Source organism: Pseudomonas argentinensis, assembly GCF_001839655.2.
GTDB classification, from domain to species: domain Bacteria; phylum Pseudomonadota; class Gammaproteobacteria; order Pseudomonadales; family Pseudomonadaceae; genus Aquipseudomonas; species Aquipseudomonas argentinensis_B.
Genome location: NZ_CP056087.1, coordinates 799,433 through 822,859, shown reverse-complemented (window position 1 = coordinate 822,859; position 23,427 = coordinate 799,433). Strand labels below are relative to the sequence as shown.

Below are 23,427 nucleotides of genomic sequence, written 5' to 3'. Positions count from 1 at the left end.
CCGTGCACGTGCCGAACCAACCCAGGAGCACCGCCCTTGCCGTCGATTTCCACCCGCTGCATCCTGCTTGCCAGCCTCGCCCTGCTCGGCGCCTGTAGTCACCACGCCCCCGATAACGAGCCCGCGCCGGGCGGCGATGAGGCCTACCAGCGCCTGATGAAACTGGCCGGCGATGTCGAATCGCGCGGTGACCGCGGCACCGCCGCGACGCTCTACCAGAGGGCTGCGGAACAACCGGGGGCGGGCTTCGACGCCTGGCAGCGGCTGGGCCATGCGCGACTGGAGAGCGGCAACATCCAGGGCGCCGAGGCGGCCTACCAGAAAGCCGTCGCGCTGGAGCCGGACAACCCGCTGGGCCTGCTCGGCCTGGGCACCGCGCAGCTGCGCCTGGGCTACCCGGAGCGCGCCCAGCCGCTGCTGGAAAGTGCCGCCCGGCAATTGCCCAACGATGCCCAGGCCTTTGCTCGCCTGGGCGCCGCCGAGGCGCAGCTGGGCAATGTCACGGCCATGCAGAAGGCCTTCGCCACGGCACGCCGGCTGGCCCCCAACGACCTCGATGCGCGCAGCAACCTGGCCCTGGCCTATGCGCTCAACGGCGACACCGGCAATGCCCTGCGCGAAATCACCGGCATCGACCGTGCGCCCACCGCGCAGTTGCGCCATCAACGCAACGCGCTGCTGGTTCAGGTACTGGCGGGCGCCCAGGGCAAACCGGCCAGCGTGCAGCTCGACGACACCAGCGCCACCCAGCGCCAGGCGCTGATCGCCGAGGCGCAGCGTATCGCGGCCATCGGCGACCCCGCCGAACGCGCCAGAGCCCTTGGGATGAGCGCCGGGCGCTAAGCTCATTGCCCACCCCCGGTATCGCTCTGCGCTGCCTGCTCCTGACGACGGCGGCGCTTCTCATCGGTCTCGAAACCCTCCAGGTACGACTGCGCCGCGCGGCCCACCGGCGCGGCCAGGGTCGGCCCGGTCTGCCGGCCACGCAGCAGGTCACCACGGCGCTCGACCATCTGCAGCAGATTGGCGTTGTTGGCGCAGCCAGGCGGCAGAGGTAGCAGCTCGCGTTCGTCGACTGGCTGGCCCTCGTCGCTGACGCGCCGGCAGGCATCCGGCACCAGCAGGGCCTGGCCGTTAGCGTCGACGACGGTCTGGTAACCGGGGGAGTAGTCCGGGGCCTGCAGCTCGGTCTGGCAGGCGCCCAGCAGCAGGCAGGTGGACAACAGGCCCAGACGGCTCATCACGGCACTCCCGTTCATTGCAGGTGGAACCCGAAGGAGCCGCTGCGCGCCGGGCCATCGGCACGGGCGCCCAGGCTCTTGTCGAGCGGCGTGAGCATGGCCTGGGTCTGCACCGGCTCGACCAGATAGGGGGTGATGAGAATCACCAGCTCGGTCTCGTTCTGCTGAAAGCGCTTGGAGCGAAACAGGTTGCCGAGCACCGGCATGTCGCCCAGCAACGGCACCTTTTCCAGATCCCGTGAATTCTCCCGCTGGAACAGGCCGGCAATGGCAAAGGTCTGCCCGCTGCCGACCTCGACGCGGGTGTCGGCGCGGCGCACACGGAACGAGGGCACGCGGAACCCGGAGACTTCCAGGGTACTACCGCCCATCAGGCTACTGACTTCCGGGCGCACCTGCAGGCCGATGCGGTCGCCCGGCAACACGGTGGGGCTGAACAACAACGACACCCCGTAGGATTTGTATTCGACGCCCACCAGGTCGCTGTTCACCGGCACCGGCACCGGCACCTCGCCGCCTGCCAGGAAGCTTGCCGTCTCACCGGTCATGGCGGTGATGTTGGGCTCGGCGAGGATCTCCAGTACGCCATTGCTCTGCAGCGCCTCGAGCACGCTGTCGATATTGAAATTGCCGCTGTCCAGGCCCACGCCGATCAGGTTGGAACCACCGGCAGCGGCCTCCGCCGCCAGGTTGCCGCCGGTGAGCAGGCCGAACGAGAAGGTGCCGTTGTTGAACAGCGCATTCCAGCTCACGCCATAGCGCAGCAGCTCTTCGCGAGACACCTCGGCGAAGCGCACGCGAATGTTCACCTGGGCAGAGCCCGCGTAGGTCGCGGTGTTTACCGCCCCCTGCCAGTCCTGCCCGGTGGGGTCGAGCAGGGCATTGAGGTCCAGCGCCTCGGCCACGTTGCTGACCTGGCCGCGGGCTGCCAGGCGGTTGCCCACGCCCTGCACCTCGGCACCGCTCTGCGGATAGCGGCTGCGCAGCGCACTGGTGATCGGCCGACCGTTGCCGCCGACGCTGATCTGCAGCGAGGCGACTTCCCGCTCGTCACTGCCCAGGGCCACCAGGGTGGTATGACCCGGGCGCTTGCCGAACAGGTAGATGACCCCGGGCGAAATCACCTGCAGGTCGGCCACGCCCGGCTCAGCGATCATCACCGCCTCCACCGGGTCGCTGAAGCGCATGATCCGCCCCTCGCCGGTGGCCAGGGCGATATCGCCGCCCAGAGGCGACTGGGCCAGGGCCAGCAGCGGCAGGCAGCACAGCGTCAACACCAGCAGGCGGATCATGTGGCACCTGCCAGCGCGGGTGCAGGTTGGCTCTTTTCCGCCCGCGCGGTGCTCGGCGCGCCGATCACCTTGATCGCCTGCAGGCTGTATTCCGGGGCCAGTTCGGTAAAGGACAGCACGGCCATCTCCAGTTCGTCACGAATGCACAGGCGCAGGATGCGGCGGCGCAGCTCGGGGTGCACCACCAGGGTCGGTTTGACCCGTTCGGGCAATTGCTCGCACGCCTGGCGCAGCGCCTTGAGCAGGCCACGGGTGGCTTCCCGGGCACGGACCTCGCCGCGTCCGGTGTCCTGCTGACGCGCCGCCTCGAGCAGCTGCGCCTCCAGGGCCGAGCCCAGCACGAAGGCCGCGATCACCCGCTGCTCATCGGCATGCTGGTGGCTGATCTGCCGCGCCAGGGCGGTACGCAGGTGGTCGCTGAAGCGCCCCACATCGCCTTCGCGGCCGCCCCACTCGACCATCGCCTCGAGCAGCGCCCGCCGGTTGCGGATCGATACGCCTTCGGCCACCAGGCGGCGCAGGGCGTCGGCGATGCGCTGCAGGGGCACTGCCCGCAGCGCCTCCTTGACCAGCTCGCCGTGGCTTTCCTCCAGGTGCGCCAGCAACTGGCGGGTTTCCTGGATACCGAGAAAGTCCCCGGCATAACGCCGCAGCACGCGCGCCAGCACATCACGCAGGATTTCATCGGGGCGCAGGTAGACGATCCCCGCGTCGCTCAGTTCGGCCTGGTGTTCGCTGGCGATCCACAGGCCGGCGCGGCTGCCCAGGGGTGATGCGCGCTCCTCGCCAGCGATATCGAGCAGCTGCAGATGCACGGGGTCATCCTTGAGCAGCACCTGAGCCGGGTTCAGCTCGCCCTGATCCACCGGCACGCCTTCCAGCTCGACCCGGTAACTACCGGTCGAGCCGGCCATGTCGACGACCACCGACGGCATCGGGAACTCGATGCCCAGCTCGTTGTGCAGGTCGTGGCACAGCACCTCGAGGCGTTGCTTGAAGGGTTGCAGCGGTACCGCTTCGGCCAGACCCGGGCCGATCGACAGCAGCACCCGGGTGTCCGCTGTAGCGGCTGGGGCGTCCGCCTGCTGCTCGGGTTCGGGGTCGGCAGCCGCCTCCTCGACGACCTCGGCAGCCACGACCTCGGCTTGCTCCTCGCGCTGCTGGCGGCGCCGCAGCATCCAGGCGCACGACCCCAGCACGGCCGACAGGCCGATAAACACCGGCGCGGGGAAACCGGGGATGAACGCCACGGCGGCGAGAATCAGCGCGGTCAGCGTCAGGGCACGCTGGCTGTTGCCCATCTGGCGGATGATCTCGGTGCCCAGGTCGGCCTGCTCGGCCTCGTTGTTGACCCGGGTCACCACGGTGCCGGCGGCCACGGCGATCAGCAGCGCCGGGATCTGCGCGATCAGCCCGTCGCCCACGGTGAGCAGCGAGTAGGTGTGCCCGGCATCGGCGAAGGACATGCCGCGCGACAGCATGCCGATCAGCAGGCCGCCGATCAGGTTGACGAAGAGGATCACCAGGCCGGCGATGGCATCGCCCTTGACGAACTTCATCGAGCCGTCCATTGCCCCGAACAGCTGACTCTCACGCTGCAGGTCGGACCGCCTGCGGCGCGCCTCGTTGGCGTCGATGTCGCCGTTGCGCAGGTCGTTGTCGATGCTCATCTGCTTGCCGGGCATGGCGTCCAGGCTGAAACGCGCCGCCACCTCGGCCACCCGCTCGGCGCCCTTGGTGATGACCACGAACTGCGCCACGGTGATGATCAAGAAGATCACCAGACCGACCACCACCTCGCCGGCGATGACGAACTTGCCGAAGGCCTCGATGATATGCCCGGCGTCGCCGTGCAGCAGGATCAGCCGCGTGGTGCTGATCGACAGGGCCAGGCGGAACAGCGTGCTGAGCAGAATCAGCGCCGGCAGCGCGGACAGTTCCAGGGGCTTGCGGATGTAGAAAGCGACGATCAGCACCAGAATGCTCAGGGCGATGCTGATGCCGATCAGGGTGTCGACCAGATAGGTCGGCAGCGGGATGATCATCATCACGATGGCCATCATCATGAAGGCGACCACCACCACCTCGGTGCGTTGCGCCGCCATGCCCGCCAGGGCTCCCAGGCGCGCCATCATGCTTCACGTTCCTGGCGCAAAGTGCGGTAACGGGCAAAGCAGGCGCGCGCTTCGCCGTGCTGACCGGCGCTCCACAGCGCCCGGCTGCGCAGCAGCAGCCAGGCCGCCGACTCCCCCTGCAGCCCGCGCAGACGATCCAGGGTGTGCAAGGCCCGCTGCCCATCGCCATTGGCGGTGAAGGCCGCCGCCAGGCGCGCCAGCAACAACGGATCATCGGCATTGAGCTGCACGGCCAGCAGCAGCAGCACCAGGGCGCGAGGCCCCTGACCAACCCGCAGGTAAAGATCGCCCAGGCCCTGGAGCAGCTTGGCGGCATCGTGTTCGTCGCGCAGCATCATGGCTCCACCTCGGTTTCGACGCGCTGGCGATCCAGGGCCTGGCGGGTGTCGAGCTCCTCGCGCACCAGGCTCATGGCCAGGGCTCGGGTTTCACCGTCGAGCGGCAGCGACGGCAGGATGCGTTCGAGGATGTCTTCGAGAATTTGCGCCGGTCGCGAGCCGGCGAACAACCCGGGCTCGACGCCCGCCGCCAGCTCCAGGGCGTGCAGATCGTCCTGTACCGTCGGCAGCGGCGGCGTGCGCGGCAGGCTGGGCGGGCGAACGGCGGGTGGCGCGGCGGGGGAAGCAGGAAGCAGCTCACTCGGGCGAGTGCGAACGTCGGAGGCCGCATCCGACGGCGCCAGCGGGGCGCGTGAATCGATCTTCATTTGGCCCACCAAACTTCGCGGCTCATGCCTTGCCTCGCGTCAAAACGGGCTCCGGCGCGGCGGTGCTGGACGAGGAGCACACCCTAACCCTCAGGCACTGGCGAGGGCCCTAATGTGAGTGCGAAGCGCTCCTCGCCCAGTGCCAGCACCACCTGACCGTCCTCGATACGCTCGAGCTTCCAGCCACCTTCAAGGGGGGCCCCGGGATACAGGCGGGCGCCCGCTGCATTGATCACGTAGGGATTGTCACCGAACCATACGGCCTGGAAGTTGACTCTAGGCCGGGCGGCGCTTTCGCGCACGCTGACATCGCCACGCAAGACGTACTGGCGCCCATAACGGCCATCGAAATACTGCTGCAGGGCAAGCCAGTCCTGCTCCTGCCCAGGTTCCAGGGTACCGCTGACGCGCAGCTGGCCGGCACTGGTGTCGAGCTTGAGATGGTTCAGCCCGGCGGCCTTGGCCTGGCTGGCCAGGTCGGCGCGGGCCAGCTGCAGCGACGCCGCCCGGGGCACCTCTGCCGGCCGCTCCTCGGCGAGTGTCAGTCGCTGTAGCGACTCAGGCTCGGCGCTATGCATCGGCCCATCGCGCAGCACTGCCAGGGCGCCCGCGCAGATGAACATGAACAGCGCGGCAATCGCCCATTGCGCTTTGCCATACCATACCGGATTGGCCGCCGGGCCGCCGGTCTGGGGCATGGCCAGGCGCAGGGTCGCCGTGCCGATACGGATATCCACAGGCAGTCGGCCGCGGTAACCGTGCCCGCGCGCGACCGGGGTCTCACGCCCGTTGTGGATGACCTGCACGTCGCCCCCGGTGGCCTCGACGCCAACATGGCGGGCACTCAAGCGCAGGGTCAGGTGACGATCCGCCACCCCGGCGTCACGCAGCATCAGGTTGGCCGCCGCGCCACTGCCAATGCAGTACACCGCTTCATCCAGCGGTAGCGATACACCGCGGTGGATGCCAGCGGTCACCTCCAGCCGAGGCTGGTCGCCGCTGTTCAGCGAGGCGGAACTCGAGGCTATCGCAGTCATAGGACTCACCGGGGCTTAGGAATCACGCTATCGAGCGACGTATGCGGCCAGAACGGCCGGGCCACGCCCTCGATGGAAAAGGTGCCGATACGGCGCAGACACAGGTTGCAGGCGACGCCGAGCGCCGCCTGCAGCCCGGGTCAGTTCTGCGGACGCTGTTTGGTCGCGTCGAGCTCGGCTTTCTTGGCCGTGGTGATCTCGGTGATCTTGGCGGATTTCTCGATCGCCATATCGAACACCGCGGACATCTTGTCGATGGCAGCGTCTGCGCCGCCGCTGCTTACTGGAGGAGTCTCAGCCATGGGATATCTCCGAAAATATCTAAGGGGTAATGAGCGGCATCACCAGCGGTGATAACCGGTTTCAGGAAAGCCACCTCGTCGAGCGGGCTTTCCTGCAACGACTCGAAGACTAGAGAGCCATTGCCAGGCCATGTTGTTAAAGGTTGTTAAAGCTTGTTGAGGGTCGGTTAACGACCTTGCCGACTCGCCGGCCGCCGCCCAGCCCCCCTGAGGCACCTGGCAGGCCATTGCGCCAGGCTGCAACCGCCAATGGCCTGGGCCTGGGCCGCACGCGACACCTATGGCCTTATCGGTCACGACCTCGGCTTGACGCTTTCGGCAATCCCCCCGTCGTTTTTGCATCGGGTCGCCAGGGCGGCGAGGCATATGCTGCCCACAAAGCGCCAGCAGCGAATCTGGTGCATCCATTCAAGGGGAGCCGCCTGATGAGCCCAGCCGAATTGCACGCCGACAGCATCGTCATCGACGGTCTGATCATCGCCAAGTGGAACCGTGAACTCTTCGAGGACATGCGCAAAGGCGGCCTCACCGCGGCCAACTGCACGGTGTCGGTCTGGGAGGGTTTTCAGGCCACCGTCAACAGCATCGCCGCCAGCAGCAAGCTGATCCGCGAGAACAGCGACCTGGTGATGCCGGTGCGCAGCACCGCCGACATCCGCAAGGCCAAGGAGCTGGGCAAGACCGGGATCATCTATGGTTTCCAGAATGCCCATGCGTTCGAGGACCAGCTCGGCTACGTCGAGGTGTTCAAGCAGCTCGGCGTGGGCATCGTGCAGATGTGCTACAACACCCAGAACCTGATTGGCACCGGCTGCTACGAGCGTGACGGTGGCCTGTCCGGCTTCGGTCGCGAGATCGTCGCCGAGATGAACCGCGTGGGCATCATGTGCGACCTGTCCCACGTGGGCAGCAAGACCAGCGAGGAAGTCATCCTCGAGTCGAAAAAGCCGGTGACCTACTCCCACTGCCTGCCTTCGGGCCTGAAAGAGCACCCGCGCAACAAGTCCGACGCGGAGCTGAAGTTCATCGCCGACCATGGCGGTTTCGTTGGCGTGACCATGTTCGCGCCCTTCCTGGCCAAGGGTATCGACTCGACCATCGACGACTACGCCGAAGCCATCGAGTACGTGATGAACATCGTCGGCGAGGACGCCATCGGCATCGGCACCGACTTCACCCAGGGTCACGGCCAGGACTTCTTCGAGTACCTGACCCACGACAAGGGCTACGCCCGCCGCCTGACCAGCTTCGGCAAGATCATCAACCCGCTGGGTATCCGTACCGTCGGCGAGTTCCCCAACCTCACCGAGACCCTGCTCAAACGCGGCCATTCCGAGCGCGTGGTGCGCAAGATCATGGGCGAGAACTGGGTACGGGTACTGGCCGACGTCTGGGGCGAATGACGAATACCTGCACAGCCTACTGCGCTCACCGATAGCGGCGTCGCGTCCTCGCGACAAGCTCGCCGTACAGTCGTACTGCTCTCGCTTGTCACTGCGGATCTCCTTGCTCTCGGCGTGCTCGCTACGGCTCCACAGGCATTCATCCGCACCGTTCAAACATGCACGACAACGAATTCTGGAGTTAACAACACATGGCCACCCACGCCCCCGAAATGCCCATCCAGGTCGACGACGAAACCGGCGTATGGACCACCGACGCCCTGCCGATGCTGTACGTGCCGCGGCACTTCTTCGTCAATAACCACCGCGGCATCGAGGAAGTGCTCGGTGCCGACAAGTACGCCGAGATTCTCTACAAGGCCGGCTACAAATCCGCCTGGCACTGGTGTGAGAAGGAAGCCGAATGCCACGGCCTGGAAGGCGCCGCGGTATTCGAGCACTACATGAAGCGCCTGTCGCAACGCGGCTGGGGGCTGTTCGAGATCGAGAAGCTGGACATCGACGCCGGCTACGCGGAAGTGAAACTCAAGCACTCGGCCTTCGTGTACGTGTACGGCAAGGTCGGCCGCAAGGTGGACTACATGTTCACCGGCTGGTTCTCCGGCGCCATCGATCAGATCCTGTCCGCCAAGGGCAGCAGCCTGCGCACCGTCACCGTGCAGGAATATGGCGGCTCCGAAGAAGGCCACGACGATGGCCTGTTCGTTACCCGTCCCCTGTAGCGGTTTACCCGGTGGGAGCGGGCCATGCCCGCGAAGGTTCGCGAACACGCCTCGCTCCCGCCCATAAAAACAGAACCGTGAACGCTTAGCCGCCGAATCGAGGAGAAGGTCATGGCCTTCGAAGCAATGTTCCAGCCGATCCAGATCGGCAAACTGACCATCCGCAACCGCGTGCTCTCCACCGCGCACGCCGAGGTCTACGCCACCGACGGCGGCATGACCACCGAGCGTTACGTCAAATACTACGAAGAGAAGGCCAAGGGCGGCATCGGCCTGGCGATCTGCGGCGGCTCCTCGGTGGTGGCCATCGACAGCCCGCAGCAATGGTGGAGCTCGGTGAACCTGTCCACCGACCGCATCATCCCGCACTTCCAGAATCTCGCGGACGCCATGCACAAGCACGGCGCCAAGATCATGATCCAGATTACCCACATGGGCCGCCGCTCGCGCTGGGACGGTTACCACTGGCCGACCCTGATGTCGCCCTCCGGGATCCGTGAACCGGTGCACCGCGCCACCTGCAAGACCATCGAGGTCGAGGAGATCTGGCGCATCATCGGCAACTACGCCCAGGCGGCGCGCCGCGCCAAGGAAGGAGGCCTGGACGGCGTCGAGCTGTCCGCCGTGCACCAGCACCTGATCGACCAGTTCTGGTCGCCACGGGTGAACAAGCGTACCGACGAATGGGGCGGCAGCTTCGAAGGCCGCATGAAGTTCGGCATGGAAGTGCTCAAGGCGGTGCGCGCCGAGGTCGGCGACGATTTCTGCGTGGGCATGCGTATCACCGGCGACGAGTTCCACCCCGACGGCCTGTCCCATGAGGACATGAAGCAGATCGCCGCCTACTACGACGCCACCGGCATGCTCGACTTCATCGGCGTGGTGGGCTCGGGCTGCGACACCCACAACACCCTGGCCAACGTCATCCCCAACATGAGCTTCCCGCCGGAGCCCTTCCTGCACCTGGCGGCCGGCATCAAGGAAGTGGTCAAGGTGCCGGTGCTGCACGCGCAGAACATCAAGGATCCGAACCAGGCCACGCGCATTCTCGAAGGCGGCTATGTGGACATGGTCGGCATGACCCGCGCGCACATGGCCGACCCGCACCTGATCGCCAAGATCAAGATGGGCCAGATCGACCAGATCAAGCAGTGCGTCGGCGCCAACTACTGCATCGACCGCCAGTACCAGGGCCTGGACGTGCTGTGCATTCAGAACGCCGCCACCAGCCGCGAATACATGGGCGTGCCGCACATCATCGAGAAAACCACCGGCGCCAAGCGCAAGGTGGTGATCGTCGGCGGCGGCCCCGCCGGGATGGAGGCAGCCCGCGTGGCCGCCGAGCGTGGTCATGACGTAACCCTGTTCGAGAAACAGGAGAGCCTCGGCGGGCAGATCAGCATCGCCGCCCGGGCGCCACAGCGCGACCAGATCGCTGGCATCACCCGCTGGTATCAGCTGGAAATCGCCCGCCTGGGGATCGACCTGCGCCTGGGTACCGCCGCCGACGAGGCGACCATCCTCGACCTGCGCCCGGACATCGTGGTGCTGGCCAACGGTGGCCACGCCTTCCTCGAGCAGAACGAGCATTGGGGCGCGGCCGAAGGCCTGGTGGTCAGCGCCTGGGACATCCTCAGCGGCAAGGTGGAGCCCGGCAAGAGCGTGCTGGTGTACGACACCATCTGCGAATTCACCGGTATGTCGGCGGCCGACTACCTGGCCGACAAGGGCAGCCAGGTGGAGATCGTCACCGACGACATCAAGCCCGGCGTGGCCATGGGCGGCACCACCTTCCCGACCTACTACCGCAGCATGTACCCCAAGGAAGTGGTGATGACCGGCGACATGATGCTGGAGAAGGTCTACGCCGAGGGCGACAAGAAGGTCGCGGTGCTGGAGAACGAATACACCGGCGCGCGGGAAGAGCGGGTGGTCGACCAGATCGTCATCGAGAACGGCGTGCGCCCGGACGAGGGCCTGTACTACGGGCTCAAGGACGGCTCGCGCAACAAGGGCCAGATCGATGTCGAGGCACTGTTCGCGATCAAGCCGCAGCCGTGCCTCTCCGAGGCGGGCGACGGCTACCTGCTGTTCCGTATCGGCGACTGCGTGGCCCAGCGCAACGTGCACGCGGCGATCTACGACGCCCTGCGCCTGTGCAAAGACTTTTAAGCAGCCGCAAGCCGCAAGCTGCAAGCTGCAAGCAAAGGCGCCCGTCGCTTTCAGCTTGAGGCTTGCAGCTTGAAGCTTGTAGCTGCCCCTCGGGGGCTCTCATGCTAAACACCATTCTGCCAATCCTGCTGTTCGCCGCCCTGGCCCTTGCGGTCATTGGCGCGGCCAAGCGCTTTTTCATGTGGCGCCGCGGTCGGCCGGCCCAGGTCGACTGGGTCAAAGGCCTGCTGCAGATGCCGCGCCGCTACCTGGTGGACCTGCACCACGTGGTCGAGCGCGACAAGTACATGTCCAGGACCCACGTGGCCACCGCCGGCGGCTTCGTGCTGGCAGCGGTGCTGGCCGTCGCGGTGCATGGTTTCGGACTGCACAACCGCATCCTCGGCTTCGCCCTGCTGGCCGCCACGGTGCTGATGTTCACCGGCGCCCTGTTCGTCGCCAGGCGCCGCCTGAATCCGCCGGCGCGGCTGTCCAAAGGCCCGTGGATGCGCCTGCCGAAAAGCCTGCTGATGTTCGCCGCCAGCTTCTTTATCGCCACCCTGCCGGTGGCCGGGGTTCTGCCCGCCGGCTTCGGTGGCTGGGTGCTCGCCGCCATCCTCGCCGTGGGCGTGGCCTGGGGCGTGTCGGAACTGTTCTTCGGCATGACCTGGGGCGGGCCGATGAAGCACGCCTTCGCCGGTGCCCTGCACCTGGCCTGGCACCGCCGTAGCGAGCGCTTTGCTGGCGGTAGCTCCACCGGCCTGAAGGCCCTCGACCTCACCGATCCGAAAGCGCCGCTGGGTGTCGAAAAGCCCACCGACTTCACCTGGAACCAGCTGCTCGGCTTCGACGCCTGCGTGCAGTGCGGCAAGTGCGAAGCCATGTGCCCGGCCTTCGCCGCCGGCCAGCCGCTGAACCCCAAGAAGCTGATCCAGGACATGGTCATCGGCCTGGCCGGCGGCAACGACGCCAACTTCGCCGGCTCGCCTTATCCGGGCAAACCCCTGGGCGAACATGGCGGCGGCCCGCACCAGCCGATCGTTTCGCTGCAGGGCAAGGCGCTGGTCGACGCCGACACACTATGGTCGTGCACCACCTGTCGCGCCTGTGTGGAGGAATGCCCGATGATGATCGAGCACGTCGATGCCATCGTCGACATGCGCCGCCATCTGACCCTGGAAAAAGGCTCGACGCCGAACAAGGGCGCCGAAGTGCTGGAAAACCTCATTGCCACCGACAACCCGGGGGGCTTCGCACCCGGCGGCCGGCTGAACTGGGCGGCGGACCTGAACCTGCCGCTGATGGCCGACAAGGGCAGCGCCGAGGTGCTGTTCTGGGTCGGTGATGGCGCCTTCGACATGCGCAATCAGCGCACCCTGCGTGCCTTCGTGAAGATCCTCAAGGCCTCCGGCGTGGACTTCGCCGTGCTCGGCCTGGAGGAACGCGACAGCGGCGACGTCGCCCGCCGCCTGGGTGACGAAGCGACCTTCCAGCAATTGGCCAAGCGCAATATCGCCACCCTGAACCAGTACCGTTTCAAGACCATCGTCTCCTGCGACCCGCACAGCTTCCACGTGCTGAAGAACGAGTACGGCGCCCTGGGCGGCCACTACCAGGTCATGCACCACAGCACCTTTATCGACACCCTGATGCAGCGCGGCGGCCTCAACCTGGGTCAGCACCCTCTTTCTGCACAGCGTGGCGGCTCCGTGACTTATCACGACCCCTGCTACCTGGGCCGTTACAACGGTGAGTACGAGGCGCCCCGTGCAGTGCTCAAGGCCATCGGTATCGAGGTCAGGGAAATGGCCCGCTCCGGCTTCCGCTCGCGCTGCTGTGGCGGTGGTGGCGGCGCACCGATCACCGACATCCCCGGCAAGCAGCGGATTCCCGACATGCGCATGGAAGACATCAAGGAAACCGGCGCCGAGCTGGTCGCCGTCGGCTGCCCGCAGTGCACCGTGATGCTCGAAGGCGTGGTCGAACCGCGCCCGCAGATCAAGGACATCGCCGAGCTGGTTGCCGAGGTATTGATCGAAAGCGAAGTGCCACAGAATAAACCCGTCGCGCAACCCACTGCCGTGGAGGTGGCCTGAATGACTGACATCATCCGCCGTGACCCGCGCGCCGAGCGCATCGCCCGCAACCGTCTGCACCCGCTGCACGCGGCCCTGCAGCCCCAGCAGATTCAGTGGATGGGGCCGAACGGCATCGTCCGCAAGAACCCCCATGCGGCCGCCGCCGGTTTTATCGGCCCGGCCGGCATCAAGCGCATCGACCGCAGCGGTGCCCAGCAGGGCGGCGCCGCCAAGCGCCAGAGCACCAGCGCGGTCGTGCAACTGCCGCTGCATGTGGTCGAGCAGCCGGCGTTCGTCATTGCCGTGGTTCCGGACATGGTGGGCGGTCGCCTGAGCAGCCACGACAAGGACCTGCTCGGCCTCGCCCATCAGCTGGCCGGCCAGCACGGCGCCGTGCTGGCCGTGGTATTCGGCGAGCACAAGGAATCCGCCTTCGACAGCGCCGGCGTCGACCGCCTGCTGCAGCTGGCAGGCGACGAATACAGCGGCTACTCGCCCGAACAGCGGGTGCTGGCCCTGCGCGCCGTCGAGAACCAGTTCAACCCGCGCCATTGGCTGCTTCCGGACAGCCGCACCGGCGGTGGCGAACTGGGCCGCCGGCTGGCCTCCAGCCTGGGCGAGCGCCCGGCCACCCGCGTCTGGCAGGTCAAGGACGGGCAAAGCACCGGCCGCGCCGGTGCGGGCCGCGAAGATATCGCGCAGGTGGCGCCGCGGCTGATCCTGGCCGCCGCCGAGTGCGCCGAGCCGGTCAGCGAAACCCGCCACGAGGCACGCCAGGTCGAGCTGTCGGCACAGGTGGCGCGCAACCTGCCACGTATCGAAGACCTGGGCTCGGTCGCCGTCGACCCGGCGCAGATTCCCATGGCCGAATCCGAATTCATCCTTTCCGGTGGCAACGGCGTGAAGGACTGGGCGCTGTTCCACCGCGCCGCCGTCGCCCTGGGCGCCACCGAAGGCGCGTCGCGGGTGGCGGTGGACGACGGTCATATGCCCCGGGCCCGCCAGGTCGGCGCCACCGGCACCTGGGTCACCGCCCGGGTCTACGTGGCAGTCGGTATCTCCGGCGCCATCCAGCATCTGCAGGGCATCGGCGCCTGCGACAAGGTGGTGGCGGTCAACCAGGATCCGGGCTGCGACATGATCAAGCGCGCCGACCTGGCGGTAATCGGCGACGCCGCCGCGATCCTCCAGGCCTTGATCGAGCGGGTGGAAGCCCACCGCAACGGGATGAAGCGCGATGCCGCATGAATACGTGGGAGCGGGCCATGCCCGCGAAAAACAATACAGGGGGTCGCAGCATGGCTGATCTGAACGTCGTCGCCCTGGTGTCCATCGGCACCCACCCTGCCTCGGGCCGGCCGCGGCGCGCCGAGCAGGACGCCCGCGCCGTGGAGCTGGGCCTCAAGCTGGCCGGTGAGAAACTCAACGTGGTGCATGCCGGCGACCCGCAAGAAGAGACCCTGCGCGCCTACCTGGGCATGGGCCTGCCCGGTTTGACCGTCCTCGAACAGAGCCGCGAGGCCGACGCCCTGCCCGCCCTGGCCGAGCACCTGCAGCTGGCCAAGGCGCAACTGGTGCTGACCGGCAGCCAGGCGGAAACCGGCGAAGGCTCGGGCATGCTGCCTTACCTGCTGGCCGAACGCTTGGGCTGGCCACTGATCGTCGGCCTGGCGGAAGTGGAAAACATCGAGGGCGGCAGCGCCCAGGTGCTGCAGGCCCTGCCCCGCGGGCAGCGGCGGCGCCTCAAGGTACGCCTGCCCTTCGTCGCCAGCGTCGATGCGGCCGCACCGGCGGCGCGCCAGAGCGCCTTCGGCCCGGCCCGGCGCGGTGCGCTGGAGCGCGAAGCGGTGGAACTGGTCGATGATCCGCTGTATGCCGATGCGCAATGGCAACCAGCTCGACCGCGCCCCAAGCGCCTGAAGGTGATCAAGGCCAAGACCGGCGCCGAGCGCATGAAGGCGGCGACCGCGAAGGCGGCGGGCGGTGGTGGTCAGGTGATCACCGGCGTCTCGCCACAGCAAGGTGCGGAGGCTATCTTCAAGCTACTGCTGGATGAGGGCGTGCTGCGCTGACGGCACGCCGAATTCGAACTTGCCACGAGGACAGCCACGATGATGCATACCGAACTGATCGACCAGGAAGACCTGCGCGAACGCCTGATTGCCCTGGGTTTCAGCGTTCCCAGCGGCGCCACCGCCGAGCAGGCCTGCGAATACGCGGTGACCGGCCTGTGCCCGGAACGGGCCCTCGCCCTGCGCCATATGGTCGAAGACATTCTGGCCGGCAGCGCGACCGTGCTGCCGACCGTACGCGAAGCCATCTCCCGCACCTTGCTGCCGGCGTTGGTGCCGCGTAGCTGACCCTCCAGCGCCGCACGCCTGCTGAAACGGGGGTCGTCGTTTGATCATAAATACAGTGCGCAGGCCTGTGGATAAACTGTTGGATAAGCGCGCAACGCCAACACACGTGGACCGCCTGGCCACCTGACGGTTTATCGTCCAGCAACGTCTCGATGCACTCGGCGAAACGGCCGGCCTGACGGGGCTTCAGGCAGGCCAGACCGGCAAGCACCGCGGTATTCAGCTCACCGATATTTTGCGAACAAATACTCTGTGCATAACTGTGGATAATCTGTGAAAGACAGCGCAGACGCCACGGCTCTCGGACGTCTGCGGGGATTGAGCATTTTCTGCGCGATGCAGGAAAATAGCGGTGATCAGACCACCCGCACGCTGGCGAATGTCGACTCGCCCTGGGCACGACTCAGCGCTGCCATGGCCGTGGACGACTCGTGCAGCAGCTCATCGTGCACAGGCACCAGCGCCACCACGTTGGCGCTGCTACCAGCACGCTCATCACGCGGTGGAATACCGAAGTACTCGCGGTAGCACTTGGAGAAGTGCGGCGTGGACACGAAGCCGCAGACCGACGCCACCTCGATGATCGACATCGAGGTTTGCTTGAGCAACTGGCGCGCGCGGATCAGGCGCAGCTTCAGGTAATAGCGCGACGGCGAGCAGTGCAGGTATTTCTGGAACAGCCGCTCCAGCTGACGACGCGACACGTCCACATAGAGTGCCAGCTGGTCGAGGTCGATCGGCTCCTCCAGATTGGCCTCCATCAGCGCGACGATTTCCTGCAGCTTCGGCTGGTTGGTGCCGAGCATGTGCTTTAGCGGCACGCGCTGGTGATCCTGCTCGTTGCGGATGCGCTCGTAGATGAACATTTCGGAGATCGCCGCCGCCAGTTCGCGGCCATGCTCGCGGCCAATCAGGTGCAGCATCATGTCCATCGGCGCGGTGCCGCCGGACGAGGTATTGCGGTTGCGATCGATGGAGAACAACCGCGTGGTGATGGCGGCGCGGGGGAACGCCTCCTGCATGGCGGCAAGGAATTCCCAGTGCACGCTGCAATCGTAGCCGTCGAGCAGACCGGCCTTGGCCAGCGCCCAGCTGCCGGTGCACACCGCACCCAGTTGCCGGCCTTGACGGGCCTGGGCCTGCAGCCAATGCACGTGATCACGGGTGACGCTGCGCTGAATATCCACGCCGCCGCAGACGATCACTGCGCTCAGTGCCGGTGCAGTGGCCGTGCTGGCATCGGGGGTGATCTTCAAACCGTCGCTGGCGCAAACCGGCTGGCCGTCGAGGGTCAGGGTGTACCAGCGATACAGTTCCTTGCCGGAGAGCTGGTTGGCCATGCGCAGGGGCTCCACGGCCGATGCCAGGGAAATCAGGGTGAAGTTGTCCAGCAGGAGAAAGCCGATGGACTGAGGAACACGGCTCTGGAGCTGCGCTCCCTGATTGAACTGGGACATCGGTGAACCCTCACGCTAACCAGGTTATGAGCCTCCATGGCGAGGCTCTGTTTTCTTGTAGTTACGCCTGACTGGCAGTCAAGCAGATGGCGTATATAACGCAAAGGCCATGCCGACATTGAACGCTCGTTCAACAAAGAAAAGCCTGGCGCTGAAAACTCCCGTTGGCGGGGCTCTGGCGAAACGCCGAGGTGGCTTGGCAAATAGGCGCAATGTGCCATGCCACAAGGGCTTGAGCATTTTGGTAGCAGTGCCCGGCGTAACGGTGTTCCCCACACCATGAGCGGGTAACCGTACCGGCCGAGGAAAACATGACTGACCGGTCACGCAGGCGACAAATCGGCCGACTCTCCATGTGCACCAAAAGCTGGCGAAAGCAGCCCCGGTTGAGCAAAAAATGCTCACCGCTGTGTAGCCTGCTCCCTTTCCTGATCGAAAGGGTCGAGCAGGGCGATTTCGATCAGGCGAAACGGTGATCGACACCCTGCGGCGAATGCCGAGCGATGGCCGCAGCGCGCTAGGAATGTCTGCCGGCCAGTGCCCTTTGGCGATAAGATGCGCCGCCAATCAGCCTGAAAACGACCGCCACTGATACGCTTTTTGCCCGTGACCAACAGCTTTACATACGTTTTTCTGGAATTTGCTGCAGCCCGCGTGGCTTCTGGCCTGCACTCGGTCGAAAAGCTGAGAGCCGCGCCATGCGCGGCCTCCGGCCTTGGCCAAGAGCGGAGAGAATCTGTTATGGTTTTTTAGGTGGCGGCTTCGTGTCGTCGCCCAACACGTCAGGGTCGTAATTCGATAATTGCCACGACCGCAAGACTATATCGTTGAGTCAGCCGATTTCGTCGCTGCCGCTCTTGACCAGGGAGGCAGACTGGGGCCCACCGCCCTGGACCGAAGAACAGATAAGTGCTGGCTACCGCAACAGGGCGCCAGCCCAACAAGAAATTTCGGATGTACGCGCATCTCGGATGAGGTGTGAATACCCAAAGGATTGGGCTTCGTAACACTGCCAGAGGGTTTGGAAAGCAGTTTGCACCACGGCAACGCATTACATCATTCGTCACGTCCACCTATGGCGTTTGCCTCGGCAACCGTTCTGGGGCGCGCTCGAGTGCCTGCTGAAGGCCATGTGACAGAACGCTGTCCAAACCCAGGAACCGTGTATATACCCACAAGCAAGAACAGTCTGCACTGCATGACGGGCGCCCGGTGGGCGCTCGGCAAGTTGCCTGTGACTGCTCTGATGTCTACTGAAGGGGAACCATCCCATGCAGTCTGGAAAAATCGTCGTCGAAAACCTCTACAAGGTATTCGGCGACAAGCCGCAAGATGCCATCGACCTGCTCAAGCAAGGCTGGAGCAAGGACAAGATCCTCGCTGAAAAGGGCGCCGTGATCGGCGTCAGTGACGTGTCGTTCAGCGTCGAAGAGGGCGAAATCTTTGTCCTGATGGGCCTCTCCGGCTCGGGTAAATCCACCCTGATCCGCCTGATCAACCGGCTGGTCGAACCCACCGCCGGCAATGTCTACATCGACGGCCAGAACGTCGCCAAACTCCCCAAGGATCAGCTTATCGACCTGCGTCGTCGCGACATGAGCATGGTCTTTCAGTCCTTCGCCCTGATGCCCTCACGCACCGTTCTGGACAACGCCGCATTCGGCCTCGAAGTCGCCGGCAAGGGACGCAAGGAGCGTGAAGAACGCGCCATGCAGGTGCTCAAGCAGGTCGGTCTGGACACCTTCGCCAGCAAATTTCCCCACGAGCTCTCGGGCGGCATGCAGCAGCGGGTCGGCCTGGCCCGTGCCCTGGCGGTCGACCCGTCGATGATCATCATGGACGAAGCCTTTTCGGCCCTCGACCCACTCAAACGCCGGGAAATGCAGGACATCCTGCTGGAACTGCAGAAGACCCATCGCCGCACCATCATCTTCGTCTCCCACGATATCGAAGAAGCCATGCGCATCGGCAACCGCATCGGCATCATGGAGGGCGGCAAGCTCGTCCAGGTCGGTACGCCGCAGGAACTCATCGACAATCCCGCCAACGACTATGTGCGCAACTTCTTCGATACCGTCGACACCAGCCGCTATCTCACTGCAGGCCAGCTGAAGGCCAACAGCGTGCCGGTGTACGTGCACAACGGCAAGGCGCCCGACGCGCAGACCGTGTGCCGTGAGCTACAGGCGCAGGACAAGCACTACGCCTTCATCGTCGACGAAGACAACAAATTCCGCGGCTCCATCAGCCTGGAGAAGATCGCCCTGCTGGTCGAAGGTGGTGATTCCCCGGCACTCGATGGTGACGTGCTGAAAGCCATCAGCCCGGTTCCCGAAGACCTGCCTCTGGATCAGGTGATCAACCGCCTGGTGGACAACGAGGGTCCGATTCCGGTGGTCGACAGGGATGGCCATTACAGCGGCGCCATCAGCAAGGGCCGCCTCCTGACCCGTCTGCAGGGAGAATGACATGAGCGAGAAACTGGATCTGGGCAGCTGGGTGAACGACGCGGTCCAGCACATGCTGGACAACTACAGCGGCGTATTCGACAGCATGGGCAGCGTGGTCAGCGGCTTCTCCGAAGCGATCGAGAACGTGCTGATGCTGCCGCCGGCATGGCTGCTGATCGCCATCTTCGTGGCCCTGGGCCTGTGGCGCATCGGCTTGCGTTTCGCACTGTTCACCACCGTGGCCTTCGTGCTGATCGTGATGACCGGCTTCTGGGAACAGACGGTGGTGACCCTCGGCCTGACCTTCTCGGCGACCCTGATCAGCCTGCTGATCGGCATTCCGCTGGGCATCTGGGCCGCCAAGAGCGAGCGCGTGTCGACCATCATCCGGCCGATTCTCGACTTCATGCAGACCATGCCGGCGTTCGTCTACCTGATACCGGCGGCTATGCTGTTCGGCCTCGGCCGGGTACCCGGCATCATCGCCACGGTGATCTTCGCCATGCCGCCGGCCGTGCGCCTGACCAGCCTGGGCATCCGCCAGGTCAACAAGGAAATCGTCGAGGCCGGCCAGTCGTTCGGCTGCAACAGCCGCCAGCTGCTGTTCAAGGTGCAGTTGCCCAACGCCATGCCGTCGATCATGGCGGGCGTCAACCAGACCATCATGATGGCCCTGTCGATGGTGATCATCGCCTCGATGGTCGGTGCCGGCGGCCTGGGTAACGACGTGCTGGCGAGCATCCAGCGTCTGGACATCGGCCTGGGCTTCGAAAGTGGCATGGCCGTGGTGCTGCTGGCGATCATCCTCGACCGCATCACCGAGAGCTTCGGTACGCCGCAGACCGCCGCAAATCGCGCCGGTTGGCTGAGCTGGCTGAGTGCGCGACTGCAGCGCCAGTAAAAGGCCATACTCAGCGTCCTTTCAATCACACAAGGATTCGCGGATGAACATATTCCACAAAGCAGCGGGTGTCGGCCTGCTGTCCTGCGCCCTGATCCAGGGCGCCTGGGCCCAGGAGCCGGCGAGCTGCAAGCAGGTGCGTTTCGCCGAAATCGGTTGGGCCGATATCGCCGCCACCACCGGCGTGGCCATGACCCTGACCGAGGGCCTGGGTTACACGCCACGCAAGACCATGGCCTCGGTGCCGATCGCCTTTACGGGCGTGAAGAACAAACAGATCGACGTGTTCCTCGGCTATTGGGCACCCTCCATGGACTCGGTGATCGCGCCGTTCACCAAGGACAACAGCGTCAAGGTGCTGGCCAAGCCCAACCTGGAAGGCGCCAAGTACACCCTGGCGGTGCCGACCTATGCCGCCGAAGCGGGCCTGAAGAGCTTCCAGGACATCGCCAAGTTCAAGGATCAGCTGGGCGGCAAGATCTACGGCATCGAGCCGGGTAACGATGGCAACCTGCTGATCGACGGCATGATCAAGGAAAACAAGTTCGACCTGGGCGACTTCAAGATGGTCGAGTCCAGCGAAGCCGGCATGCTGGTGCAGGTGCAGCGCGCGATCCGCAAGAAGGAGCCGGTGGTGTTCCTCGGCTGGGCGCCGCACCCGATGAACACCCAGTACGACATGACCTACCTGTCCGGCGGCGATGATGTGTTCGGCCCGGACTACGGCGCTGCCAAGGTCTACACCGTGGTGCCCACCGACTACGAGGAGCGTTGCGCCAACGTCGGCAAGCTGCTGAACAACCTGCAGTTCAACGTCGAGATGGAAAGCCAGCTGATGGAGAAGGTGCTCGACAAGCAGGATCCCGCCGAGGTCGCCAAGGAATGGATCAAGGCCAACCCGCAGGTGCTCGACGCCTGGCTGCAGGGCGTGACCACCTTCGACGGCCAGGACGGTGCGGCCGCCGTGAAGAAATTCGTCGGGCTCTGAGCCCGCACTCACCACGACCCGCCTGCGCCTGGGCGGGTCAGGTACGGCAGGCGACGCGGCACGCATCGCCTGTCAGCCGGGGGCTCGAACCCCCTGCGCCGGTGCCAACAGGGCGATGCCCTGCTCTGCACAGCTGGTGCCGCAAGGCCCGCGATCAGAACGAGCCAGTAAACCACCTGAACTGCCACTCACTGACGGAGCAAGACCTATGCACAATTTCAAACGCCTCTGCCTGCAGAGCCTCGGTGCCGCTGCCCTGGCCCTGGGTATGTCCGGTGCCATGGCCGCCGACAAGCCGGCCCTCAAGATCGGCTACGTGAACGGCTGGGACGACAGCGTCGCTGTCACCCATGTCGCGGGTGAAATCCTCAAGACCAAGCTCGGTTACGACGTGACCCTGCAGCCAGTGGAACCGGCCATCATGTGGCAGGGCATCGCCCGCGGCGACCTCGATGCCACCCTGTCCGCCTGGCTGCCGGCCACCCATGGCGAGTACTACGAGAAGCTCAAGGACAAGGTCACCGTGCTGGGCACCAACTACGACGGCGCCAAGATCGGCCTGATCGTGCCTGATTACGTGGAAGCCAAGACCATCGCCGACCTGGAGAAGTATGCCAAGGACTTCGATGGCAAGATCACTGGTATCGATGCCGGCGCCGGCGTGATGCGCCGCACCGAAGAAGCGATCAAGGAGTACGACCTCAAGAGCATCAAGCTGATGCCCAGCTCGGGCCCGGCGATGACCACCGCCCTGACCCGCGCGGAAAGGTCCCAGAAGCCGATCGTGGTGACGGGCTGGATCCCGCACTGGATGTTCGCGCAATGGAAGCTGCGCTTCCTGGAAGACCCGAAGAACGTCTTTGGTGAAGCCGAGCACGTCGACACCGTCGCCAACCCAAGCCTGAAAACCAAGGCACCGGAAGCCGCAGCCTTCCTGGCGAAGATCTCCTGGAGCGCCGAGGAAGTGGGCGCGGTGATGCTGTCCATCCGCGACGGCGTGAAGCCGGACGAAGCGGCCAAGCAGTGGATCGAGAAGAACCCGGATCGCGTGGCCGAGTGGCTGAAATAAGCTGACGCCCGCTCCCCGTCGCTTCAACAAATGCCAGTCAGTCCGCTGACTGGCATTCTTGTTTCCGCCCTTTTAACCCCCCTATCGCTCGATACCCGATGGTTTGGCTTTCCTACCGCCATATATTTTTGTATATAGCGGTATCGCCAGTGGCCGCCTCTCGTGGCCCTTCGCTCAGGAGCCCCCATGCGCCACCGCCTCGCTCGTTCGCTTCTCACCCTTTGTGCCAGCTTCGCCACCGGCAGCGCCCTCGCCGACCAGGTTCAGGTCGCAGTGGCTGCCAACTTCACTGCGCCGATGCAGGCCGTCGCCAGCGCCTTCGAGCAGGACACCGGGCACAGCGTGCAGGCTTCCTACGGCGCCACCGGGCAGTTCTATGCACAGATCAGCCATGGCGCACCCTTCGAGGTGTTCCTGTCCGCCGATGACAGCACCCCCGCCAAGCTCGAGCGGGAAGGCCAGAGCCTGGAGGGTTCGCGCTTCACCTACGCCATCGGCAGCCTGGTGCTGTGGTCGCCGCAGGAAGACTTCGTCGATGACCAGGGTGCGGTGCTCGGCAAAGGCGACTTCAAGCACCTGGCCATCGCCAATCCGAAGGCCGCACCTTATGGCCTGGCCGCCACCCAGACACTCGACAAGCTGGGCCTGAGTGAGTCACTCAAGGGCAAGATCGTCGAAGGCCAGAACATCACCCAGGCGCTGCAGTTCGTGTCCACCGGCAACGCCGAGCTGGGCTTCGTCGCCCTCTCCCAGGTCTACAAGGACGGCCAGATCAGCACCGGTTCGGCCTGGGTGGTGCCCGAAGCGATGTACCAGCCGATCCGCCAGGATGGGCTTATCCTCAGGAAAGGCGCAGACAACCCAGCCGCCAAGGCGCTGGTCGAGTACCTGAAAGGGCCGAAGGCCGCGGAAATCATCAAGGCTTATGGCTACAAGCTCTAGAGAGCATGTCAAAGATCTCCTGCGGGCCGATGCAGCAGAGCACAGGGGTGGCAGCTATGTGGCGCAAGCAGCCGCAAGCTGCAAGCTACAGGTTAAAAGCAGTCCGCAGTGCTCTAGCTTGTTCTTGCAGCTTGAGGCTTGCGGCTTGAAGCTCAATGGCCGCTTCCGCCCCTTTGCAGCCATTGATTTGAAA

The 23,427-nt window shown here is 65.2% G+C and carries 21 protein-coding genes; 13 read left to right on the top strand and 8 right to left on the bottom strand.

Annotation, left to right across the window (positions count from 1 at the left end; translation table 11 throughout):
- Positions 1 to 36: 36 nt before the first annotated feature.
- Positions 37 to 843, top strand: coding sequence for a tetratricopeptide repeat protein (locus SA190iCDA_RS03795; RefSeq protein ID WP_236100995.1), 807 nt, complete (start codon positions 37 to 39; stop codon positions 841 to 843).
- A 2-nt stretch (positions 844 to 845) separates the two neighbouring features.
- Here SA190iCDA_RS03795 and SA190iCDA_RS03790 read toward each other — a convergent pair whose 3' ends face one another.
- The 7 genes from SA190iCDA_RS03790 to SA190iCDA_RS03760 form a co-directional block, all read right to left on the bottom strand.
- A complete protein-coding gene (locus tag SA190iCDA_RS03790; RefSeq protein WP_236100992.1) occupies positions 846 to 1,241 on the bottom strand; it encodes a hypothetical protein in 396 nt (131 codons plus the stop codon).
- 14 nt (positions 1,242 to 1,255) lie between these two features.
- Positions 1,256 to 2,533 (bottom strand): type II and III secretion system protein family protein, encoded by a 1,278-nt coding sequence (locus SA190iCDA_RS03785; protein ID WP_070885064.1) that lies wholly within the window; start codon positions 2,531 to 2,533, stop codon positions 1,256 to 1,258.
- Positions 2,530 to 4,668, bottom strand: coding sequence for a type III secretion system export apparatus subunit SctV (sctV, locus tag SA190iCDA_RS03780; protein ID WP_070885063.1), 2,139 nt, complete (start codon positions 4,666 to 4,668; stop codon positions 2,530 to 2,532). The genes SA190iCDA_RS03785 and sctV overlap by 4 nt, the downstream gene beginning before the upstream one ends.
- Positions 4,665 to 5,003 (bottom strand): type III secretion protein, encoded by a 339-nt coding sequence (locus SA190iCDA_RS03775; RefSeq protein WP_419203828.1) that lies wholly within the window; start codon positions 5,001 to 5,003, stop codon positions 4,665 to 4,667. The genes sctV and SA190iCDA_RS03775 overlap by 4 nt, the downstream gene beginning before the upstream one ends.
- Entirely contained in the window at positions 5,003 to 5,374 is a 372-nt protein-coding gene (locus SA190iCDA_RS03770) for a hypothetical protein (protein ID WP_070885061.1), read from the bottom strand. The genes SA190iCDA_RS03775 and SA190iCDA_RS03770 overlap by 1 nt, the downstream gene beginning before the upstream one ends.
- 83 nt (positions 5,375 to 5,457) lie before the next feature.
- Positions 5,458 to 6,411, bottom strand: coding sequence for an FHA domain-containing protein (locus SA190iCDA_RS03765; protein ID WP_070885060.1), 954 nt, complete (start codon positions 6,409 to 6,411; stop codon positions 5,458 to 5,460).
- 140 nt (positions 6,412 to 6,551) lie between these two features.
- Positions 6,552 to 6,713 carry a hypothetical protein gene (locus SA190iCDA_RS03760; protein ID WP_167369160.1) on the bottom strand — a complete coding sequence of 54 codons (162 nt, stop codon included), beginning with the start codon at positions 6,711 to 6,713 and terminating at the stop codon, positions 6,552 to 6,554.
- A 425-nt stretch (positions 6,714 to 7,138) separates the two neighbouring features.
- Here SA190iCDA_RS03760 and SA190iCDA_RS03755 point away from each other — a divergent pair, with 425 nt between their 5' ends.
- The 7 genes from SA190iCDA_RS03755 to SA190iCDA_RS03725 all read left to right on the top strand — a co-directional run bounded on the left by SA190iCDA_RS03755 (position 7,139) and on the right by SA190iCDA_RS03725 (position 15,427).
- Complete coding sequence (locus tag SA190iCDA_RS03755) at positions 7,139 to 8,116, top strand: dipeptidase (protein ID WP_070885059.1); 978 nt, start codon at positions 7,139 to 7,141, stop codon at positions 8,114 to 8,116.
- 191 nt (positions 8,117 to 8,307) lie between these two features.
- Positions 8,308 to 8,838 (top strand): DUF5943 domain-containing protein, encoded by a 531-nt coding sequence (locus SA190iCDA_RS03750; RefSeq protein ID WP_070885058.1) that lies wholly within the window; start codon positions 8,308 to 8,310, stop codon positions 8,836 to 8,838.
- A 111-nt stretch (positions 8,839 to 8,949) separates the two neighbouring features.
- Positions 8,950 to 11,010: a dimethylglycine demethylation protein DgcA gene (gene dgcA, locus SA190iCDA_RS03745; protein WP_070885057.1), complete on the top strand. Its 2,061-nt coding sequence runs from the start codon at positions 8,950 to 8,952 to the stop codon at positions 11,008 to 11,010.
- 101 nt (positions 11,011 to 11,111) lie between these two features.
- Positions 11,112 to 13,085, top strand: a complete 1,974-nt coding sequence (gene dgcB / locus SA190iCDA_RS03740) for a dimethylglycine demethylation protein DgcB (protein WP_070885056.1) — start codon at positions 11,112 to 11,114, stop codon at positions 13,083 to 13,085.
- The gene (locus SA190iCDA_RS03735; protein ID WP_070885055.1) at positions 13,086 to 14,315 is read left to right on the top strand and encodes an electron transfer flavoprotein subunit alpha/FixB family protein; all 1,230 of its coding nucleotides are present in this window, start codon (positions 13,086 to 13,088) and stop codon (positions 14,313 to 14,315) included.
- 50 nt (positions 14,316 to 14,365) lie between these two features.
- Positions 14,366 to 15,139 (top strand): electron transfer flavoprotein subunit beta, encoded by a 774-nt coding sequence (locus SA190iCDA_RS03730; protein WP_070885054.1) that lies wholly within the window; start codon positions 14,366 to 14,368, stop codon positions 15,137 to 15,139.
- A gap of 39 nt (positions 15,140 to 15,178) precedes the next feature.
- Complete coding sequence (locus SA190iCDA_RS03725; RefSeq protein WP_070885053.1) at positions 15,179 to 15,427, top strand: hypothetical protein; 249 nt, start codon at positions 15,179 to 15,181, stop codon at positions 15,425 to 15,427.
- Between the two features lie 356 nt (positions 15,428 to 15,783).
- On the opposite strand, the gene SA190iCDA_RS03720 is transcribed toward SA190iCDA_RS03725, so the two are convergent.
- Positions 15,784 to 16,884: a GlxA family transcriptional regulator gene (locus SA190iCDA_RS03720; protein ID WP_070885052.1), complete on the bottom strand. Its 1,101-nt coding sequence runs from the start codon at positions 16,882 to 16,884 to the stop codon at positions 15,784 to 15,786.
- A 1,271-nt stretch (positions 16,885 to 18,155) separates the two neighbouring features.
- Between SA190iCDA_RS03720 and SA190iCDA_RS03715 the strand changes: the two genes are divergently transcribed.
- The 5 genes from SA190iCDA_RS03715 (at position 18,156) to modA (ending at position 23,234) form a co-directional block, all read left to right on the top strand.
- On the top strand, positions 18,156 to 19,352 hold the full coding sequence (locus tag SA190iCDA_RS03715; RefSeq protein WP_070885051.1) for a quaternary amine ABC transporter ATP-binding protein: 1,197 nt from the start codon (positions 18,156 to 18,158) through the stop codon (positions 19,350 to 19,352).
- A 1-nt stretch (position 19,353) separates the two neighbouring features.
- A complete protein-coding gene (locus SA190iCDA_RS03710; RefSeq protein ID WP_070885050.1) occupies positions 19,354 to 20,235 on the top strand; it encodes an ABC transporter permease in 882 nt (293 codons plus the stop codon).
- A gap of 43 nt (positions 20,236 to 20,278) precedes the next feature.
- Positions 20,279 to 21,223 carry a choline ABC transporter substrate-binding protein gene (locus SA190iCDA_RS03705; RefSeq protein WP_070885049.1) on the top strand — a complete coding sequence of 315 codons (945 nt, stop codon included), beginning with the start codon at positions 20,279 to 20,281 and terminating at the stop codon, positions 21,221 to 21,223.
- Positions 21,224 to 21,431: 208 nt separating this feature from the next.
- The gene (locus SA190iCDA_RS03700; RefSeq protein ID WP_070885048.1) at positions 21,432 to 22,292 is read left to right on the top strand and encodes a glycine betaine ABC transporter substrate-binding protein; all 861 of its coding nucleotides are present in this window, start codon (positions 21,432 to 21,434) and stop codon (positions 22,290 to 22,292) included.
- Positions 22,293 to 22,478: 186 nt separating this feature from the next.
- On the top strand, positions 22,479 to 23,234 hold the full coding sequence (gene modA / locus SA190iCDA_RS03695; protein ID WP_070885047.1) for a molybdate ABC transporter substrate-binding protein: 756 nt from the start codon (positions 22,479 to 22,481) through the stop codon (positions 23,232 to 23,234).
- The last annotated feature ends 193 nt before the right edge of the window (positions 23,235 to 23,427 follow it).

Coding starts and splice junctions, on each gene's coding strand:
- SA190iCDA_RS03790 (WP_236100992.1), bottom strand. CDS start 1,241: ATGAGCCGTCTGGGCCTGTTGTCCACCTGCCTGCTGCTGGGCGCCTGC.
- SA190iCDA_RS03785 (WP_070885064.1), bottom strand. CDS start 2,533: ATGATCCGCCTGCTGGTGTTGACGCTGTGCTGCCTGCCGCTGCTGGCC.
- sctV (WP_070885063.1), bottom strand. CDS start 4,668: ATGATGGCGCGCCTGGGAGCCCTGGCGGGCATGGCGGCGCAACGCACC.
- SA190iCDA_RS03775 (WP_419203828.1), bottom strand. CDS start 5,003: ATGCTGCGCGACGAACACGATGCCGCCAAGCTGCTCCAGGGCCTGGGC.
- SA190iCDA_RS03770 (WP_070885061.1), bottom strand. CDS start 5,374: ATGAAGATCGATTCACGCGCCCCGCTGGCGCCGTCGGATGCGGCCTCC.
- SA190iCDA_RS03765 (WP_070885060.1), bottom strand. CDS start 6,411: ATGACTGCGATAGCCTCGAGTTCCGCCTCGCTGAACAGCGGCGACCAG.
- SA190iCDA_RS03760 (WP_167369160.1), bottom strand. CDS start 6,713: ATGGCTGAGACTCCTCCAGTAAGCAGCGGCGGCGCAGACGCTGCCATC.
- SA190iCDA_RS03755 (WP_070885059.1), top strand. CDS start 7,139: ATGAGCCCAGCCGAATTGCACGCCGACAGCATCGTCATCGACGGTCTG.
- SA190iCDA_RS03750 (WP_070885058.1), top strand. CDS start 8,308: ATGGCCACCCACGCCCCCGAAATGCCCATCCAGGTCGACGACGAAACC.
- dgcA (WP_070885057.1), top strand. CDS start 8,950: ATGGCCTTCGAAGCAATGTTCCAGCCGATCCAGATCGGCAAACTGACC.
- dgcB (WP_070885056.1), top strand. CDS start 11,112: ATGCTAAACACCATTCTGCCAATCCTGCTGTTCGCCGCCCTGGCCCTT.
- SA190iCDA_RS03735 (WP_070885055.1), top strand. CDS start 13,086: ATGACTGACATCATCCGCCGTGACCCGCGCGCCGAGCGCATCGCCCGC.
- SA190iCDA_RS03730 (WP_070885054.1), top strand. CDS start 14,366: ATGGCTGATCTGAACGTCGTCGCCCTGGTGTCCATCGGCACCCACCCT.
- SA190iCDA_RS03725 (WP_070885053.1), top strand. CDS start 15,179: ATGATGCATACCGAACTGATCGACCAGGAAGACCTGCGCGAACGCCTG.
- SA190iCDA_RS03720 (WP_070885052.1), bottom strand. CDS start 16,884: ATGTCCCAGTTCAATCAGGGAGCGCAGCTCCAGAGCCGTGTTCCTCAG.
- SA190iCDA_RS03715 (WP_070885051.1), top strand. CDS start 18,156: ATGCAGTCTGGAAAAATCGTCGTCGAAAACCTCTACAAGGTATTCGGC.
- SA190iCDA_RS03710 (WP_070885050.1), top strand. CDS start 19,354: ATGAGCGAGAAACTGGATCTGGGCAGCTGGGTGAACGACGCGGTCCAG.
- SA190iCDA_RS03705 (WP_070885049.1), top strand. CDS start 20,279: ATGAACATATTCCACAAAGCAGCGGGTGTCGGCCTGCTGTCCTGCGCC.
- SA190iCDA_RS03700 (WP_070885048.1), top strand. CDS start 21,432: ATGCACAATTTCAAACGCCTCTGCCTGCAGAGCCTCGGTGCCGCTGCC.
- modA (WP_070885047.1), top strand. CDS start 22,479: ATGCGCCACCGCCTCGCTCGTTCGCTTCTCACCCTTTGTGCCAGCTTC.